The organism is Haliea alexandrii, assembly GCF_003719295.1.
Taxonomy (GTDB): Bacteria; Pseudomonadota; Gammaproteobacteria; order Pseudomonadales; family Halieaceae; genus Haliea; species Haliea alexandrii.
This window is the reverse complement of the sequence record NZ_RFLW01000001.1, coordinates 1759131-1776893: the sequence shown is the minus strand read 5'-3', so window position 1 is coordinate 1776893 and position 17763 is coordinate 1759131. Positions and strand designations below refer to the sequence as shown.

Below are 17763 nucleotides of genomic sequence, written 5' to 3'. Positions count from 1 at the left end.
TTTCTGTGACCGGGTTAGGATGCGCGAGGCCGAGGCATATTAGGCAATTCACACGCCGATCACAAGTTGTCCGCCACGCGCTACAAGGAGCAGCGAACTATGCAGAACCCCATGGATTTCAACGGTCGTGTCGTGCTGGTGACAGGCGGCGGCAAAGGCGTTGGCCGCGGCATCAGCGAACGCTTTATGGCCGCCGGCGCGGAGGTCGCTATCTGTGGCCGTAATCCACCCGAGCAATTGCCCGCTGCGGGCGGGCGCGAGGCCTTTTTCGTGGCCTGTGATGTGCGCAAATACGAGCAACTGGAAGCGATGGTCGATGCGGTGGTAGCCCGCTTCGGACGCCTGGACGTGCTGGTGAACAACGCCGGTGGCGCACCCGAAGCAGAGGCGGCTACGGTGTCACCGCGTTTTCACGAGTCGATCATTGCGCTGAACCTCACGTCGGCGCTGCACGCCGCACAACTCGCCAACCGGGTCATGCAGGCGCAGGCATCCGGCGGCAGTATCATCAACATTGCCAGCGTCAGCACCATCCGGCCGTCACCCGGCACCGCAGCCTACGGTGCAGCCAAGGCTGGCCTGGTCAACCTGGGCCAATCGCTGGCGGTGGAGTGGGGGCCGCTGGTGCGGATCAATGCCATCATCGCGGGGTTGGTTGAAACCGAGCAGTCACACCTGCACTACGGCGATGCCGAAGGCGTGGCTGCGGTGGGCCGCACCATACCCCTGGGCCGGATGGCAGTGCCCGAGGACATCGGCGATGCCTGCCTGTTCCTGGCCTCGCCGCTGGCGTCATACATCAGCGGGACCAGCATTGCGGTGCATGGCGGCGGAGAAAAACCGGCCTTCCTGCAGGCAGCCAATACAACCAGCGCCTCATGAAGACGCCGCGCAGCCTGACCGCACTCCTGACCGCCTTTACCCTGGCGACAGGCTGCCATGCCGCAAGCGAGGGCGCACCCACCGGTGTGGCCTCGGCTAAGACCGGCGCAGCGGCCCAGGGCTGGCCCCACTATGGCGGCAAGGACGCCGGACAGCACGCGGAACTCACCGACATTACCCCGCACAACGTCAACCAGCTGGAACTCGCCTGGAGCCACCATTCTGGGGACTTCAGTGACGGCAGCGGTGAATGGGGCCTGAGCTCACTGCAGGTGACACCCCTGGTTGACGGCGACACGCTCTACTACTGCACCCCGTTCGGGCGCGTATTCGCCCTGAACGCCGAAACCGGTGAAGAGCGCTGGGTGTTTGATCCAGAGGTGGAAAACCGCCGCAGCGGCATGTACCCGGTGGTGTGCCGCGGCGTGGCCCTGTGGCGCGCAGCGGAGCCTGCCGAGGCGGACGCGAGCTGTGGCGCGCGCATCCTCTATGGCACGCGCGATGCCGAGTTGATCGCCCTGGATGCGCGCAGCGGTGAGCCCTGTGCCGATTTTGGCAACGCAGGACGTGTTTCCCTGAAAGAAGATATCAGCGGTGCCGACCCCCTCGTGTACTACCCGACCTCACCGCCCTGGATCCAGAATGACCTGGCGGTGATTGGCGCGCTGGTTCCGGACAACGAGCGCAAGGATGTTCCCTCGGGTGTCGTGCGCGCGTTCGACGTGCGTACGGGGCAGCTGGCGTGGGCCTGGGAACCGGTCACCGCAGCCTATCGTGAGCGGCATCGCGACAGCCTCGGCCGCGCGCGCTACCACCAGGGCAGCCCCAATGTCTGGGCGCCCATCGCCGGCGACCCTGAACGTGGCCTGATCTATGTACCCACCGGCAACCCGGCTCCGGACCTGTTTGGCGGGGAACGCGATGGCATAGACGCTTACGGCTCTTCCGTCGTCGCGCTGGATGCCGACAGCGGAAAAGTGCGCTGGCACTTCCAGACCGTGCACCACGACGTGTGGGACTATGATGTGGCATCACAGCCCACCCTGTTCCGTATTCCCGGGGTCGGAGGTGGACGCGCCGGGCTGGCACAGGCCACCAAGATGGGGCACGTATTCCTGCTCGACCGACAAACTGGCGAGCCGCTGTATCCGGTGGAGGAGCGTCCCGTACCACAGGGCGGTGTACCGGGTGAGACCCTCTCCCCCACTCAGCCGTTCCCCACACATCCCGGCCCGCTGCACCAACCCGCGAAACTGGGGCCCGAACACATGGACGGACTGGTGTGGCTGGACAAGCTTGCCTGCCAGAAGGAGCTCGCACGCTACCGCTCGGAAGGTATGTTCACGCCCCCCAGCCTGGAGGGCAGTGTGCTCTACCCCAGCACCACCGGCGGCATCAATTGGGGAGGCGTCAGCATTGATCCCGAGCGCGGCCTGCTAATCGCCAACCAGATGCACCTGGCAACGGTAGTGCAACTGCTTCCCCGCGCGGAATACGATGCGCTCAACCCGGAGGCAGGGTATCCACTGGAACACTATGCGATGCAGGGTAGCCCCTATGGCGTGCGCCGTTTCCCGCTGTTCTCGCCCCTGGGTGCCCCCTGCAATCCGCGCCCGTGGGGCAGCCTGACGGCAGTGGATCTGCGCTCGGGTGAGGTCGCCTGGACGCGGCCACTGGGCACCACGCGCGGCCAGGCGCCGTGGCCTTTCTGGTTCGAAGCGGGCTCCCCCAACGCCGGTGGGCCTCTGACGACGGCGTCGGGTGTCATCTTCATTGCCGCTACCACCGACTCGTACCTGCGCGCTTTCTCCAGCGAAACTGGCGAGCAGCTGTGGCAATACGATCTGCCCTACACCGGGAACGCGACGCCTCTCAGCTACCGGGCCACTGTGGGCGGGCGGCAATTCGTCGTGCTGGCGGCCGGCGGCCACGGCTGGTCGACAGCGGGGGATGCCATCATGGCCTTCGCGCTGCCGGAAAAGGCATCCAATACACCCTAGCGAGGGCCCTCAGCACACCACACCAGCGCTTGTCGCTGTGTGCTGTGCAGGTATACTGCGCCCTGAAGGTCGCCGTGCTGCGGGAGTTTCCCCATCCGAATCAGAGCTGACATGTCACCTGCCAACCTGAACGCAATGCGCGCAACACTGTTGCAGTGTTATACGCGGCACGATGGTCAACAGTGGCCGTTGGCCGCGCCAGAGAGGTTCGCTTGAACGCGTTTGACACCTACCGCCAGATCAGTGAACGCGAACTGGAGCGCCGCTTTGCGCGTTTTCTGGAAGAGCTCACGGAGAACCTCCTGCGCTCATCGCCCTCACCGCGCCAGGGCCAGATCTCGCGCACCCAGGTCACCGATGCCATCGGCATTCTGCAAATCCACCAGCGCGGCATGCTGGCCAGCTTCCTCGGCCATTACCGCAACTTCCACGACAACCTGACCCCGCCCGCCGCCGAGCTGCATCACTGGTGGGATGTCATGGATGAAAGCGGAACGATGGACCTGGTGGACCTGCACACCTTCGAGAACTATCTCGCAGTTGACCGCCTCGCCCACGTTGGCGAGGACCTGCACCGCATTGGCATGGAAGCCCTGCAAATCCGTGTAGCAGAGCTGGTGCAGACCGACCCGCTGAAACTGCGCCTGCCCGAGCACGTGGCACAGCTGGCACGATCGCTGCAACTGGTACTCGAGGAGTACCGCGTACCGCAACAGCTCACCCAGCGCATCTATGACCTTTTTGCCCGGCACTTCGTGCGCAACCTCGACAGCCTGTACCGGCACTTGAACGAGATTCTTGAGCAGGCGGGAATCCGGCCGGAACTCGAGGGTGAGATCCTGGCCAACGGCTCACTGCTGCGCAAGGCAGATGAGCGTCCTGATCGTACACGCCGGCGCCAGCAGGACGCGGGGATGGGAGGCAGCAGCGCGAACGGGGGTGGCGGTGCGGAGAGTCGCCCACAGCAGCTGTACTCATCGGTTATCAACGCACTGAATTTCAAGCGTGACGTGGAACAGCAGCCGCAACAAGCGGGCGCGGTGCTCGATACCCAGAAGTTGATCAACGCCCTCGCCCAGTTGCAGCAGATCGGCAAGTCACCCCAGGCCGCAGCCGGTGAAACAGCCGTTGCGGACTTTCTGCTGGGACAGACACCGGAATTGAAAGATGATGCGGCGCTGAGCGCGGAAAACCGTAATCAGCTCGAGATGATCGACAGCCTGTTCGAGACCATTCGCTCGCAACTCGATGTCAGCAGCGAACTGCAGCCTGTACTGAGCGACCTGCAATTGCCGTTGGCGCGGCTGGCGCTCACCGAACCGCAGTTTTTCCTGCAGCCAGACCACCCGGCACGCACGCTGGTCGATAAACTGGCCGCGCTGGGCAGCTCGGCCAATTTCCCCAACCGCATGCTGGAGAGCCGCGTTGCCGAAATAGTCGCGGCTATCGTCCGCGACTATGACGGTGATTCCGCCGTATTCGCTGCAGCACTGGAGCATGTGGAGCGACTGTCCAGGCAGCAGTCGCAAGCCCACGCGCGCAATATCGAGCGGGTGGTCAAGACTCAGGAAGGCAAGGAAAAACTGCGCGGCGCACGCGACGCGGTGGAAAATGTGGTGCGCGAGTGCCTGCCCCCGGGGCAAATCCCACGCATTTTACAGGACCTGGTTGACCACGGCTGGCGCGACCTGATGGTACTGACCCATATCAAACAGGGCGTGGAGAGCGATGAATGGGAAGAGCAGAGACGCACGCTGCAGCTGCTGTCCACCTGGTTGCTCGAGCAGCAGCGTGGCGAGGTCAGTGAAGACCAGAGCGTTGAAAGGAGCCTTGAAGCCGAGCCCTTCATCGACCTGATGGAACAGCAGATCAGCAGTGCCCTGCCCGGCAACGTCTCCATTCAGACCGTGTTCGATGAGCTGCGCGGCGTGCTTGCCGGCGACATAACCGTGGACATGCTGCAGCGCGACAGCGAAGCAGACGAGGATACGGACGGCGAGGCACAACCCACAAGGGAGGAACGCCTGGCAAAAACGCGACGGCTGCGCCGCTGGGTGCAGCGCGTTGATACCCTGGGCAAAGGCATGTGGCTGAACTACCGCGACAAGGCCGGGGTCAAGCATCGCATCCAGTTGGCCTGGATCAGCGACGACCGGGAGCGCTTCCTGTTCGTCAACGACCGCGGCCAGAAAGTCGCGGAGTTCAACCAGGTGCAGCTGGCGCGCCAGCTCAGCCGTGGTGCGCAGCCCCCGGCGCCTGCCGATCGTCTTTCGGTTGTCGACCAGAGCATGTATAACACGCTGGAGGACGTACAGCGCACGCTGAGCTTCGCCCGCAACCACGACCCTCTTACCCGCCTGATCAACCGCGACATCTTCATCGACCAGGTCGGGCGTGCGCTGCGCCATGCACACACCCACCACTCGCAACACGCCATACTGCTGCTCAACATCGACCGCTTCGGCCTGGTCAACGACATCTACGACCGCATCAGCGGCGACCAGGTACTGCTTGAATTCTCTCGGCTCCTGGCACAGCTCCACGGGCGCAAAACGTCTTCCGCGCGCCTGGAGGAAGACACCTTTGCCATACTGCTGGTGGATGGCAATATCGAGAAGGCGCAGACACTCGCGGAGCAGGTACGCAGCGATATCGCCGATGGCAGCGTGGACATCGACGGCGAAAAGGTCAGCTTCACGGTATCGGTGGGTATTGCGCCCATTCAGGACTACAGCCCGGACGTCGACTCGGTCATGGCCAACGCGCAGGCAGCGGTCACCCAGGCCAAACAGCTCGGCCGCAACCGCGTGCATCTGTACGAGGCCAGCGAAGAAACCGTGCGCACCTTGCGCAGTGAACAACGCCGCTCCCGCAAGGCACTGGAGGACGAGCTTTCCAGCGAGCGCTTCATGCTGCGAGCGCAGCCTATCGTCAAGACCGCAATGACCGGCGAAAGCTCCACCTCGCGTCACTATGAACTGCTGCTGGCCATGCGTGACAAGACTGGCAAACTGAGCTCCCCCCAGAGCTTCATTACGTCCGCTGAGCGTCACGGCATCATGACGTTGGTAGACCGCTGGGTCGTGCGCGAAGCCTTCATGTGGATCAACGCCCTGATGGATGCACAGAAAGTGGTACCCAGTGTGGCGATCAACCTGTCTGGCGCCAGCGTCACCGATGACGCATTCCTCGACTTCCTGTTCGAGCAGATCTCCGAATTCGGCGTGGGCACCAACCGGCTGTGCTTCGAAATCACCGAAACCGGCACCATCTCCAACCTGGTCAAGGCGGCGGATTTCGTACGCGCCTTCCGCAACATTGGCTGCAAGTTCTCCATCGATGACTTCGGCACCGGCCTCGCCAGCCACAACTACCTGCGCGAACTGCCGGTGGACTACGTCAAGATCGACGGCAGTTTCATCACCGGCATCGACCAGGACAGCAACGATTACGCCATGGCGCGCTCGATCAATGACCTCGCCCACTTCCTGGGCCAGGAAACGATTGCAGAATCGGTGGAGAACGAGGCCATCATCCGCAAACTGCAGGAAATTGGCGTTGACTACCTGCAGGGCTGGGGCATCGGCCGCCCCAAACCGCTCGCGGAGGTCACCCTGGATCTGTCGAGTATCGAAAAATGAATGCGCGGAGTGATCCGCTCGATGTTGCTACGGTCGGCACGGTACCGGCTGCCTACGATGCGCTGGTGGCCGCGCTCTATCGCGGACCGCTGGAAAATCCGCCCTGGTCATCGGCTCTGCCCCTGCTGCGCAAACTGATCGATTGCCAGGTTGTGTCGCTGGTGTTGCGTCCTCCGGCAGAAGATGACCGCGGCGTGATTCTCAACAGCGTGCGGCCAGCAGCAGATCTGGGGGCGGCAAAAGCCCTGTCGGACCCCGCCGACTGGGAGGTCACGGCCTACCGCGAACAGTTCTTTGCGCTGGACCCCTTCGTCAACCTGCCCCCAGACCGGGTGGTGGCACTGGAGGACATTCTCAGCGATGCAGAACTGGTCGCCTCGGAGTATTACGAGCACTACCTGAAATCTGCCGGCCTGTTCCGCATACTCGGCCTGGACACCGTTGAGCCCGGTGGCATGCTCGCCCGCCTGCGCTTCTCACGGCGCCACGAGGAGGCGTCGTTCAGTGCCGATGAGCGCGCGGTTCTGGCCCGTATTGCCCCTCACCTGCGCCTCTCCATCCAGCTTTACGCCACGCTCGGGCGCACCGCTTCAGAGCGCAACTTGTATGCCGGGGCCGTCGAGCAGCTGGCGGTGGCCACTATCATCCTCGATGAACAGGGGCGCGTGCTGAGTGCCAACACCATCGCGCGGGCGCTGCTGGAGGATGACAACGGGCTCAGCATACGCGGACAACATCTGGTCATTGAAAATCGGGACAAGAACCGCGAGCTGCAAACCGCGCTGGAGACCATCATCAAGGCGCTGCATCGCGGCGAGGCCTCGGTGATCCGCGCCCTGCGGGTGCCGCGTGGCGGCGAACGGGCACAGCTGGGCCTAGTACTGCGCCCGGTGCCGGTTTCCGAGTGGGGTGAGGGCCAGTCCAGCCCCTGTGTCGCCGTGTTCATTTCCGACCCGGACCTCAACGAACCGAGCTCCCAGGGCACACTGGGGCAACTGTTCGACCTCACGCCGGCCGAGGCCAACCTCGCCATTCTCCTGTCTCGCGGGCTCAGCCTCGCCGAGGTATCGGAGGCACAGAACATCTCCCAGCACACCGCGCGCGCCCAGCTCAAGTCCATCTTCGCCAAAACCGGCGTCTCGAGGCAGGCGGAGCTGGTGCGGCTGGTGCTCAAAAGCGTGGCATCACTGGGCTAGTAACCGCTCAACTGCGCCTCGTCATAGAGGTTCAGTAGCCGTCGCAAATGCACTATACTGCCCGTCACAAATCAGGGGAGTTCCGCATGTCCATGCGCCTGCAAGATGTCAGTGAAGCCGCGCCGCTGCGCTCGTGTACCCACGAGTACAAGGTCAACTGCGAAACCTGCCGCCTGAGCCGTATCTGCCTGCCGCTGGCCATCAACCACCAAGACCTCGAACAGCTGGAAAACATCATCCAGCGCAGCAAGCCCCTGCAGCGAAACGAGCTGCTCTACCACGAGGGCACGCCGTTTCAGTCCATCTATGCCGTGCGCTCCGGCGCCGTAAAAGGCTACCGCACCACCAGCGATGGTCGTGAACAGGTTACGGGCTTCTACTTTCCCGGTGAAATCCTCGGCATGGACGGCATCAGCAACAACAGCCACGCCTCCTCGGCACGGGCACTCGAAACCTCCGCTATCTGCGCCATACCATTTGATTCACTGGAGCGTTTGAGCGCCTCCATGCCCAGCCTGCAGCGTCACCTGTTTCAGCTCATGAGCCGGGAAATCACGGACGATCAGCTGCTTATCACGCTGCTTAGCAAGAATTCCGCCGACGAGCGCGTCGCCACCCTGCTCCTCAGCATCGCCAATCGCAACGCGCGGCGCAACCTGAGCGCGAGCCAGTTCCGCCTGCCCATGTCCCGTGTGGATATCGGCAACTATCTCGGCCTGACCGTGGAAACGATCAGTCGGGTGTTCAGCCGGATGCAGAAAACCGGCATGCTGCGGGTGGACAACAAAGAAATCGAGATCCTGGATCAGGAAGCTCTTCAGCAGGCCGCCAATCTCGCGGCCTGACACACCCCGGTGACCTCAGTCCACCGCTTCTTGATCTGCATCATGGCCGTGTAACAGCGGCCGGGTACACTTCGTCTGTGCCCGGCACCAGTTAATCTTTGGGGAGAACAACAACACATGATCCAGCACACGATCGGTCTATTGACCAAACCCGGCGCCCAGTGGCGCAGCGTTGCCAGCCTGCCATCGAGCAGCCTGAACATTTTGGTGTTGTACCCTTGGGTGCTCGCGCTGATTCCGGCGGTAGCCTGGTACTTCGGTACCACCGACGTCGGCTGGACGGTGGGCAACGGTCCGGCCATACGGTTGACCTACGACAGTGCCCTGCAGCTGTGCATCCTGTTCTACTTCGCCATGGTCGGCTGCGTCACCGCGGTGGGTTACTTCATCCACTGGATGGCAGGCACCTACGGGGCCGAGACGTCTTTCGCCAAAGGCATTGCCATCGCCGGCCTGACGGTCACGCCGATGTTCGTGTTCGGTGTTGCCGGCTTTTATCCGCTGCTCTGGGTCGACCTGCTGATCGGCGTGGTGGCAGTGAGCTGGTCGGTGTACCTGCTGTATCTGGGCATCCCGATCATGATGAATATTCCGGAGGAGCGGGGCTTCCTGTTCTCCACCGCCGTGGTCGGCGTCGGCCTGGTTATTCTGGTGTCCCTGCTGGTCACCACGGTGTTCCTCTGGGATCTCGGCGCCGGGCCAGCATTTACCGATGTGTAAAGGCATTTATCGAGCGGGCGATCTGCCTGACATTACTGACAGTGGAAACAAGACATGAGTGAACTCAACGCTGCACTGGAGCACTCGACCTACAACTACAAGGTCGTTCGCCAGTTTGCCATCATGACGGTCGTGTGGGGTATTGTGGGGATGCTGGTTGGCGTCCTCATCGCCGCCCAGCTCGCCTTCCCCATCCTCAACTTCGACCTGCCCTGGACCAGTTTCGGGCGCCTGCGCCCGCTGCACACCAACGCGGTAATTTTCGCATTCGGGGGCAGCGCGCTGTTTGCGACCTCGTACTATGTGGTGCAGCGCACCACGCAGGTGCGGCTAATTTCAGACAAGCTGGCGGCCTTCACGTTCTGGGGCTGGCAGGCGGTGATCGTGCTGGCGGCCGTCACCCTGCCCCTCGGCATGACCTCCTCCAAGGAATACGCCGAGCTCGAGTGGCCCATCGACGTGCTGATTGCGGTGGTCTGGGTGAGCTATGCCATCGTGTTCTTCGGCACTATCGTCAAGCGCAAGGTGAGCCACATCTACGTCGCCAACTGGTTCTTCGGCGGGTTCATCCTCACGGTCGCCGTGCTTCACATCATCAACAGTGCAGCCATTCCGGTGGGCCTGACCAAGTCCTACTCGGCCTATTCCGGCACCGTGGACGCCATGGTGCAGTGGTGGTACGGCCACAACGCGGTCGGGTTTTTCCTCACCGCGGGTTTCTTGGGCATGATGTACTACTTCGTGCCCAAGCAGGCCGAACGCCCCGTCTACTCCTACCGCCTCAGCATCGTGCACTTCTGGGCCCTGGTTGCCGTGTACATCTGGGCAGGCCCGCACCACCTGCACTACACCGCCCTGCCCGACTGGGCACAGAGCCTCGGCATGGTCATGTCCATCATCCTGCTCGCACCTTCCTGGGGCGGCATGATCAACGGCATGATGACCCTGTCGGGCGCCTGGCACAAACTGCGCACCGACCCCATCCTGCGCTTCATGGTGGTCAGCCTGTCCTTCTACGGCATGTCCACGTTTGAAGGTCCGATGATGTCGATCAAGACAGTCAACGCACTCTCTCACTACACGGACTGGACCATCGGTCACGTACACTCCGGTGCCCTGGGCTGGGTTGCCATGATCTCCATCGGCTGTATCTACCACCTGATTCCGATCCTGTTCGGCAAGGAGCGCATGTACAGCACGGCGTTGATCAACACCCACTTCTGGATGTCGACCATTGGTACGGTGCTCTACATCGCGTCCATGTGGGTAAATGGCATTCTGCAGGGCCTGATGTGGCGCGCCTACAACGATGATGGCACGCTCACCTACACCTTCGTCGAGTCGGTCGCTGCCAGCTACCCCGGGTACCTTGTTCGCCTCGCGGGTGGCGCCATCTTCTTCGGCGGTATGCTGATCATGGCCTACAACGTCTACATGACCACGCGCAAGGATGTCGCCGCACAGCCCCTGCCCGCTGGTGCCGCACAGGGGAGTCACGCATGAAGCACGAAGTCGTAGAGAAGAACGTCGGCCTGATGATGATCCTGATCATCGTGGCCATCAGCTTCGGCACCCTGGTCGAGCTGGTGCCACTGATGTTCATCAAGCAGACCAATGAACCCATCGCCGGCCTCAAGCCATTGCCGGCCCTGGAGCTCGAGGGGCGCGATATTTACATTCGCGAAGGCTGCAACAATTGCCACTCGCAGATGATTCGCCCGCTGCGTGCGGAAACAGAGCGCTACGGGCACTATTCTGTCGCCGGTGAATTCGTGTACGACCACCCGTTCCTCTGGGGTTCCAAGCGCACCGGCCCGGACCTGGCCCGTGTCGGCCAGCGCTACAGCGACGACTGGCACCGCGCGCACTTCTACAACCCGCGCGACGTGGTTCCGGAGTCCAACATGCCCGCCTACCCCTGGTTGTTCGAACGTGAACTCAGCGGTGAAACCACCGGCAACAAGATGAGTGCACTGCGGACCGTGGGTGTGCCCTACACTGACGAAGATATCGCCGGTGCGGAGGCCGCGGTTGCGGGCAAGCTGGAGATCGACGCGCTGATTGCCTATGTGCAACAGCTCGGCACCCTGCTGCAAACGAGGCGCTAGAGACTATGGATATCAACGACCTTCGAGGTCTTAGCACTGCCCTGCTGCTATTCGCTTTTGTCGGCCTGTGTATCTGGGCCTGGAGCAGCAAGCGCAAGAAATCTTTTGACGAGGCCGCCAACCTGCCCTTCGCAGATGAGGAACTGAGTCAACGTAGCAAGCAGGAGGAAGCAAGGAATGGCTAGTTTCTGGCACTGGTGGATCATCATCCTGACCACCGTCACCATCGTCGGCATTACCTGGATCCTGCTTGCCAACCGCAAGCGCGGCGAGGGCACTACGGAACAGACCACGGGGCACGCCCACGATGGCATCGAGGAGTACGACAACCCGCTCCCCGCCTGGTGGTTCTACATGTTCGTCATTACCATCGTCTGGGCTATCGGCTACCTGATTGTCTACCCCGGCATGGGCAATTACCCCGGGCTGATTGGCTGGACCCAGCTGGAACAGCACCGCGAGGAAGTCGCCGCGGCAGACGAGCGCTACAGTGAGATGCGCAGCCGCTATCTGGCCATGTCCGTCGAAGAGATCGCCGAAGACCCGGCCGTGGTAAAAATGGGCATGCGCCTGTTCGGCAACAACTGTGCCCAGTGTCATGGTGCGGATGGCAAGGGCCGCTATGGCTTCCCCAACCTGACCGACAACGACTGGCTGTGGGGCGGGTCCCCGGACGCCATCAAGACGGCGCTCGTGCAGGGCCGCCGCGCCGCCATGCCAGCATGGACCAGCGTCCTGGGTGATGACGGCATTGCCGAAGCCACCGAGTACGTCGTGTCGCTGAACGGCCGCACCGTCGATCCCGAGCTGGCTGCCGCTGGTGAAAAGCACTACCAGATGTACTGTGCGGCCTGCCACGGACCTGAGGCGAAAGGCAACGCTGTCTTCGGCGCGCCCAACCTGACCAACGGCATATGGCTCTACGGTGGCACTCGCGAGCAGATCGCACACTCCCTGCGCGCGGGTCGGAACGGTGTGATGCCTGCCTTCGGCGACAGCCTCACAGAGGACAAGATTCACATCCTCGCGGCTTACGTGTACAGCCTGAGCAATTGATCGGCCCCGCCGGCCTTCCGCCCGGAAGGCCGGCATCACGACGCCCAGCGTCAGCTATCCTCGGTAATCCAGCATGAGCGACAAACACCTTATCGATGTACAGGACGTAGCGCCGGCAGAAGTCAGCGAGATCGACCTCTACCAGCGTCGTGAGAAAATCTACACCCGCAAGATTGAGGGATTTTTCCAGCGTATCCGCCTGTATACCGGCTGGCCGCTGCTGATTGGCTACTTTCTCCTCCCCTGGCTGTCCTGGGATGGCCGTCAGGCCGTGTGGTTTGACCTGCCCGAACGCAAGTTTCATATTCTCGGCCTGGTATTCTGGCCCCAGGACTTCCCCCTCCTCGCCTTTCTGCTGATCATCGCGGCCTTCGGCCTGTTCGCGGTCACTGTTTTCGCTGGCCGCGTGTGGTGCGGCTACACCTGCCCGCAAACCGTCTGGACCAGTATTTTCATGTGGATCGAGCAGCGGTTCGAGGGCAGCCGCAACCAGCGCATGCGCCTCGACAAGGCACCCTGGTCGATGGAGAAGCTGGGCCGCAAAGTGCTCAAGCACGGCGGTTGGCTGTTTGTGGCATTCCTCACAGGCATGACATTCGTTGGCTACTTTTATCCCATCCGTGAGCTGCTGCCGGACTTGCTGACGCTGTCAGCGGGCCAGTGGGGGGTGCTATGGACGATCTTCTTCACCTGCGCCACGTACATCAACGCTGGCTGGATGCGCGAGCAGGTCTGCAAATACATGTGTCCTTACGCGCGCTTCCAATCCGTGATGTTCGATCAGGACACCCTGATAGTATCCTACGATCCCGTCCGCGGTGAACCGCGCGGCTCACGCAAGCGCGATGCCGACCACAGAGCAGAGGGACTGGGTGACTGCATCGACTGCAGCCTGTGTGTACAGGTCTGCCCGACCGGCATCGATATTCGTGACGGCCTGCAATACGAGTGCATTGGCTGTGCGCTGTGTATCGACGCTTGCAACTCCGTGATGGACAAGATGTCCTACCCCAGAGGGCTGATCAGTTACACCAGCGAGCACCAGCTGCAGGGCGGCAAGACGCACTGGCTACGTCCGCGCATGATCGGCTATGTGCTCGTGTTGTCGGTAATGGTCGGCCTGTTCAGCTACCGCGTCATCAGCCGCGTACCGTTGGAAATGACGGTCATTCGTGACCGCAACGAACTGTACGTGACCACCATGGACGGCGATATCGAAAACATTTACACGCTGAGCCTGGTCAATATGGAGCAGTCCATGCACGAATTCGAAATTGACGTCAGCGGTATCGACGGCGCGGAGATCATTGGGGACACCCTGCATACGCTAGACGGTGGCGAAGTGCGCAGCATCAGCCTGCGCGTGCGCATCGCTCCGGAGCTGGTGCCACTTCCCAGCACGGAAATCGAGTTCACGGCACGGGCCACGGACCGCGAATCACTGCAGATCAGCTCCGAATCACGCTTCATGAGGCCCTTATGAACAGACCGCGCTTGGCCGACGACGACATCCATCCCTGGTATCGCCAGTTCTGGCCCTGGTTCCTGATTGCCCTGCCCGCCAGCGTGGTAGTGATCAGCATGCACCTGATCTACACCGCCTACAATCATGCCGATGATCTGGTAGTGGATGAATACTACAAGGTCGGCCTGGCGATCAACCAGCAGTTGGACCGGCAGGAGAAGGCGCGTGCGCTGGGCATTGCAGCGCGCCTGATGCTGACGCCGGGGCAGGTAACGGTGCACGTGTCCGACGGCGCGATTACGGATACGTCGCTTGAGCTGGTGCTTTCCCACCCGATTGAATCGGACCGGGACTTCATGGTTAACCTGCAGCGGGTTGGTCCGGGCGTCTACAACGGCGCCCTGCCCGCACCGGTTGCCGAACGCTGGCACTGGATCCTGCGCGATGGCGCGGAAGGCGCGTGGCGGCTGGACGGCGTGGTCGGCGAGTCCGATCTCCTGCAACAGGGCGTACAGGATACGCCGTGAGCCTGTGATGACGGGCGTACAACCCTGCTTCCACTGCGGCGAACCGGTACCGCCGGGCAGCCACTTTGCGGTGGACATTGACGGTATCAGCCAACCCATGTGTTGCCCGGGATGCCGCGCAGTTGCCAGCCTCATCGCCGACAGTGGCATGGGCAGCTTCTACCGGCAGCGCACCGCCTACAGCGAAAAACCAGCAAACGACGCGCCGCTGGCGACACCGGACGAATACCTCCTGTATGACGACCCCACCCTGCGCGCGCAATATTGCCGACGCGAAAGCGCGGCAAGCGAGCACGCCAGCCTGTTGCTGGGCGGGGTCACCTGTGCTGCCTGCACTTGGCTTATTGAGCAAACACTGCTGCGTGAGACCGGTGTGCAGGACGCCCAGGTCAACCTGCAACAACAGCGCCTGAGTGTGCGCTACGACCCGCAGCAATTGCAGCCAAGCCGTGTATTTGCCCTGCTGGAGTCCCTCGGCTACAGCGCGCGCCCCTTCCAGGCCAGCGCCCAACGCGAACAACTGGAACAGGATTACCGCACCGACCTGCGCCGCGTAGCGGTTGCCGGCATCGGCATGATGCAGGTAGGCATGTTCGGCATCGCCCTGCATGCGGGTGACCTGCAGGGCATTGCCACGGAGCACCAGACCCTCCTGCGCACGGTGAGCCTGCTGGTTGCCAGCTTTGTGGTTGGCTACTCCGCCAAGCCGTTCTTCGTGACCGCCTGGCGACACCTGCGCCAAGGCGCTCTGGTCATGGACCTGCCCGTTGCCCTGGCGATCGGGCTTGCCTTTATCGCCAGCGTCTGGGCAACGGTGACCGGTTCCGGCGAGGTCTATTTCGATTCCGTGGTGATGTTCACATTTTTTTTGCTTCTGGGGCGCTTTTTCGAAAAACGGGTGCGACGCCGTCATGCCATCGCTTGCCGCGACGCCGAGAGTCATCTACCGCTTGCCGTGCTCGTACAACAGACAGACGGGCACTGGCGCCGCCAATCCCGGCGCCAGGTCCAGCCCGGCGACACAGTGCGGGTGCGTGCAGGCGAAGTCATCGCCGTGGACGGCACGGTTGCCACCGGCAGCAGCGCCGTCCGTGAGGACACCTTCAACGGCGAGCATGTACCGCGCACCGTGGCGCCGGGCGATGCCGTGTTCGCCGGCACGCTAAATCTTGAAGGCAGCATTGACCTGCGCGTCGATCAGCTTTATGAAAACAGCCGTCTGGCGGCGCTACAAAACAGTGTGGACCGGGCACAACGGGCCAAGCCGGCACTCGCCCGCATGGCCGACCGCCTCTCCGCCTGGTTCGTCGGCGCTATCCTCATCATCACCGCCCTGACCGGTGTGGTGTGGAGCCAGATTGCACCCGACCAGGTACTGTGGATATGCTTGGCGGTGCTGGTGGTCAGTTGCCCCTGCGCCCTGGCGCTGGCCACACCCGCAGCGCTGACAGCGGCAGCCAGTGCGTTGCGCGCGCAGGGCGTCATTGTGCACGGCGAAAACGCCATCGAAGCGCTCGCCCACGCACAGCGCGTAGTCTTCGACAAAACCGGTACGCTGACCCAGGGCAAGCTGCGCCTGGAGACCACGAGCGTCTGCGCGGACATCGATGACGCGTTCCTGATCGAGCTGGCAACGGCATTGCAGCAACATTCCAATCACCCTATCGCTCACGCCTTTACGGGCACGGCGATCACAGGTATCAGCGAGCCCCAGTACGTCACCGGCGCCGGCATCGAGGCGAGCTGGAACGGCCAGCGCTATCGCATGGGCAGCGAGCGTTTCTGCCGTGAGCTCGCCCCCACATTGCCCAATGCACCAGACAATGAACTCTATTGGGTGGCGCTCTGCAGCAGCGATCAGCCGCTGGCTTGGTTCGGGCTCTCCGACCCGCTGCGACCCGAGGCCGCCGAGGTGGTTGCCGCTGCCCGCGCAGCAGGCATGTCACTGGCGCTCCTCACCGGCGACAGCTCCAGCGCAGGGGCCCGGCTGGGCCGTGAACTGGGGTTCGAATTCGTCGGCACCGGGCTCTCCCCTGAAGACAAGATGCAACAGGTACGCGCCTGGCAGGGCGCAGGCGAGGTGGTCATGGCCGTCGGTGACGGGCTCAATGATGCCCCCTTGCTCGGCCTCGCAAACGCCTCTTTCGCCGTTGCCAGCGCCACCGATCTCGCCCGGGCCCAGGCCGACTTCGTGGTTGATGACGACAACCTCAACGCCGTCATCCGCAGCCACGCCAAGGCCCGCCAGTGCGTGGGCATTATCCGCCAGAATTTTGTCTGGGCTCTGAGCTACAATGGCCTTGGCATACCCCTCGCCGCGCTCGGCTATATTCCACCCTGGGCGGCGGCCCTGGGGATGTCATTAAGCTCATTGATTGTGGTCATGAACTCGCTGCGCCTGAATCGGGTGCCGCGCTGAGGTAGCAACACCGATGGAAAGCCTGTATCTCCTGATACCCATTGCTCTGGTGTTCTGTGTCATCGTCATTCGCCTGCTGATCTGGGCTATCGACAGCGGCCAGTATGAGGACCTGGACAAGGAGGCATCGCGTATCCTCATGGATGAAGAGCACAACAGCAACCGGGAGGAACCCGATGATCGCGGAACTCGGTAGCGCATTCGCGCTTGGCCTGGCAGGCGCCGGACACTGCCTGGGCATGTGTGGCGGTATCGCTGCCGCATTGCAGCTGGGCGGTGTGAAGAGTGCCGGCATGACGCTGGCCTATCACGGTGGCCGTATCGCGAGTTATACCGCGCTGGGCGCCGCACTGGGCTTTGCTGCCGGCAGCATTGATATCGCGGCGTGGACCATGGCCCTGCGCTATCTGGCAGGCATACTGTTGATTGCCATGGGGTTGTACATAGCGGATTGGTGGCGCGTACTCACCTGGCTGGAGCGCGGGGGTGCCATTCTCTGGCGGCCAGTGCAGCACTGGTCGAGCGCCCTGCTTCCCCTGCGCCACTGGTATCAGGCAATCGCCCTCGGCTTGTGCTGGGGGCTCATGCCCTGTGGATTAATTTACAGCAGCCTGGCCTGGGCGGCCACCGCCCAGGACGCCGGCGAGTCTGCACTGATGATGCTGTTCTTTGGCCTGGGCACACTGCCCGCCATGCTGGCCACCAGCTTCGGTGCGGGCGCCGTGCAATCAGCCCTGCGCCGCAAGGGGCTGAAGGTTACATTGGGGTTGTTGCTGATGGTGTCCGGTTGCTGGACGGTCTACCTGACGGCGGCCCATGCACAACACAGCGCGCACACCATGCAACATGACACACCTATGGATCACAGCCAACATCACTGAGCGGAGAAAATTTGCAGGCACAC

The 17763-nt window shown here is 62.5% G+C and carries 15 protein-coding genes; all 15 read left to right on the top strand.

Annotated features, from left to right (window positions below; genetic code table 11):
* The first annotated feature begins 99 nt into the window (after window positions 1–99).
* The 15 genes from EGJ68_RS08015 to EGJ68_RS07945 all read left to right on the top strand — a co-directional run bounded on the left by EGJ68_RS08015 (window position 100) and on the right by EGJ68_RS07945 (window position 17740).
* Window positions 100–882: an SDR family oxidoreductase gene (locus tag EGJ68_RS08015; protein ID WP_123033904.1), complete on the top strand. Its 783-nt coding sequence runs from the start codon at window positions 100–102 to the stop codon at window positions 880–882.
* Complete coding sequence (locus EGJ68_RS08010) at window positions 879–2882, top strand: pyrroloquinoline quinone-dependent dehydrogenase (RefSeq protein ID WP_123033903.1); 2004 nt, start codon at window positions 879–881, stop codon at window positions 2880–2882. Before EGJ68_RS08015 ends, EGJ68_RS08010 begins: the two co-directional genes overlap by 4 nt.
* Window positions 2883–3094: 212 nt before the next feature.
* A complete protein-coding gene (locus tag EGJ68_RS08005; RefSeq protein ID WP_158283562.1) occupies window positions 3095–6523 on the top strand; it encodes a DUF1631 family protein in 3429 nt (1142 codons plus the stop codon).
* Window positions 6520–7719 carry a helix-turn-helix transcriptional regulator gene (locus EGJ68_RS08000; protein ID WP_123033901.1) on the top strand — a complete coding sequence of 400 codons (1200 nt, stop codon included), beginning with the start codon at window positions 6520–6522 and terminating at the stop codon, window positions 7717–7719. The genes EGJ68_RS08005 and EGJ68_RS08000 overlap by 4 nt, the downstream gene beginning before the upstream one ends.
* Before the next feature lie 86 nt (window positions 7720–7805).
* Window positions 7806–8564 carry a fumarate/nitrate reduction transcriptional regulator Fnr gene (gene fnr, locus EGJ68_RS07995; RefSeq protein ID WP_123033900.1) on the top strand — a complete coding sequence of 253 codons (759 nt, stop codon included), beginning with the start codon at window positions 7806–7808 and terminating at the stop codon, window positions 8562–8564.
* Window positions 8565–8681: 117 nt separating this feature from the next.
* Complete coding sequence (locus EGJ68_RS07990) at window positions 8682–9284, top strand: Yip1 family protein (RefSeq protein WP_123033899.1); 603 nt, start codon at window positions 8682–8684, stop codon at window positions 9282–9284.
* A 54-nt stretch (window positions 9285–9338) separates the two neighbouring features.
* Window positions 9339–10787, top strand: coding sequence for a cytochrome-c oxidase, cbb3-type subunit I (ccoN, locus tag EGJ68_RS07985; RefSeq protein WP_123033898.1), 1449 nt, complete (start codon window positions 9339–9341; stop codon window positions 10785–10787).
* On the top strand, window positions 10784–11392 hold the full coding sequence (gene ccoO, locus EGJ68_RS07980) for a cytochrome-c oxidase, cbb3-type subunit II (RefSeq protein ID WP_123033897.1): 609 nt from the start codon (window positions 10784–10786) through the stop codon (window positions 11390–11392). Before ccoN ends, ccoO begins: the two co-directional genes overlap by 4 nt.
* Before the next feature lie 5 nt (window positions 11393–11397).
* Window positions 11398–11577 carry a cbb3-type cytochrome oxidase subunit 3 gene (locus tag EGJ68_RS07975; protein ID WP_123033896.1) on the top strand — a complete coding sequence of 60 codons (180 nt, stop codon included), beginning with the start codon at window positions 11398–11400 and terminating at the stop codon, window positions 11575–11577.
* Window positions 11570–12448: a cytochrome-c oxidase, cbb3-type subunit III gene (ccoP, locus tag EGJ68_RS07970; protein ID WP_123033895.1), complete on the top strand. Its 879-nt coding sequence runs from the start codon at window positions 11570–11572 to the stop codon at window positions 12446–12448. Before EGJ68_RS07975 ends, ccoP begins: the two co-directional genes overlap by 8 nt.
* A gap of 73 nt (window positions 12449–12521) precedes the next feature.
* Window positions 12522–13931 carry a cytochrome c oxidase accessory protein CcoG gene (ccoG, locus tag EGJ68_RS07965; protein WP_123033894.1) on the top strand — a complete coding sequence of 470 codons (1410 nt, stop codon included), beginning with the start codon at window positions 12522–12524 and terminating at the stop codon, window positions 13929–13931.
* On the top strand, window positions 13928–14440 hold the full coding sequence (locus EGJ68_RS07960; RefSeq protein ID WP_123033893.1) for a FixH family protein: 513 nt from the start codon (window positions 13928–13930) through the stop codon (window positions 14438–14440). The genes ccoG and EGJ68_RS07960 overlap by 4 nt, the downstream gene beginning before the upstream one ends.
* A 7-nt stretch (window positions 14441–14447) precedes the next feature.
* The gene (locus EGJ68_RS07955; protein WP_123033892.1) at window positions 14448–16859 is read left to right on the top strand and encodes a heavy metal translocating P-type ATPase; all 2412 of its coding nucleotides are present in this window, start codon (window positions 14448–14450) and stop codon (window positions 16857–16859) included.
* Between the two features lie 13 nt (window positions 16860–16872).
* A complete protein-coding gene (gene ccoS, locus EGJ68_RS07950; protein ID WP_123033891.1) occupies window positions 16873–17055 on the top strand; it encodes a cbb3-type cytochrome oxidase assembly protein CcoS in 183 nt (60 codons plus the stop codon).
* Entirely contained in the window at window positions 17036–17740 is a 705-nt protein-coding gene (locus EGJ68_RS07945) for a sulfite exporter TauE/SafE family protein (protein ID WP_123033890.1), read from the top strand. Before ccoS ends, EGJ68_RS07945 begins: the two co-directional genes overlap by 20 nt.
* Window positions 17741–17763 lie beyond the last annotated feature (23 nt).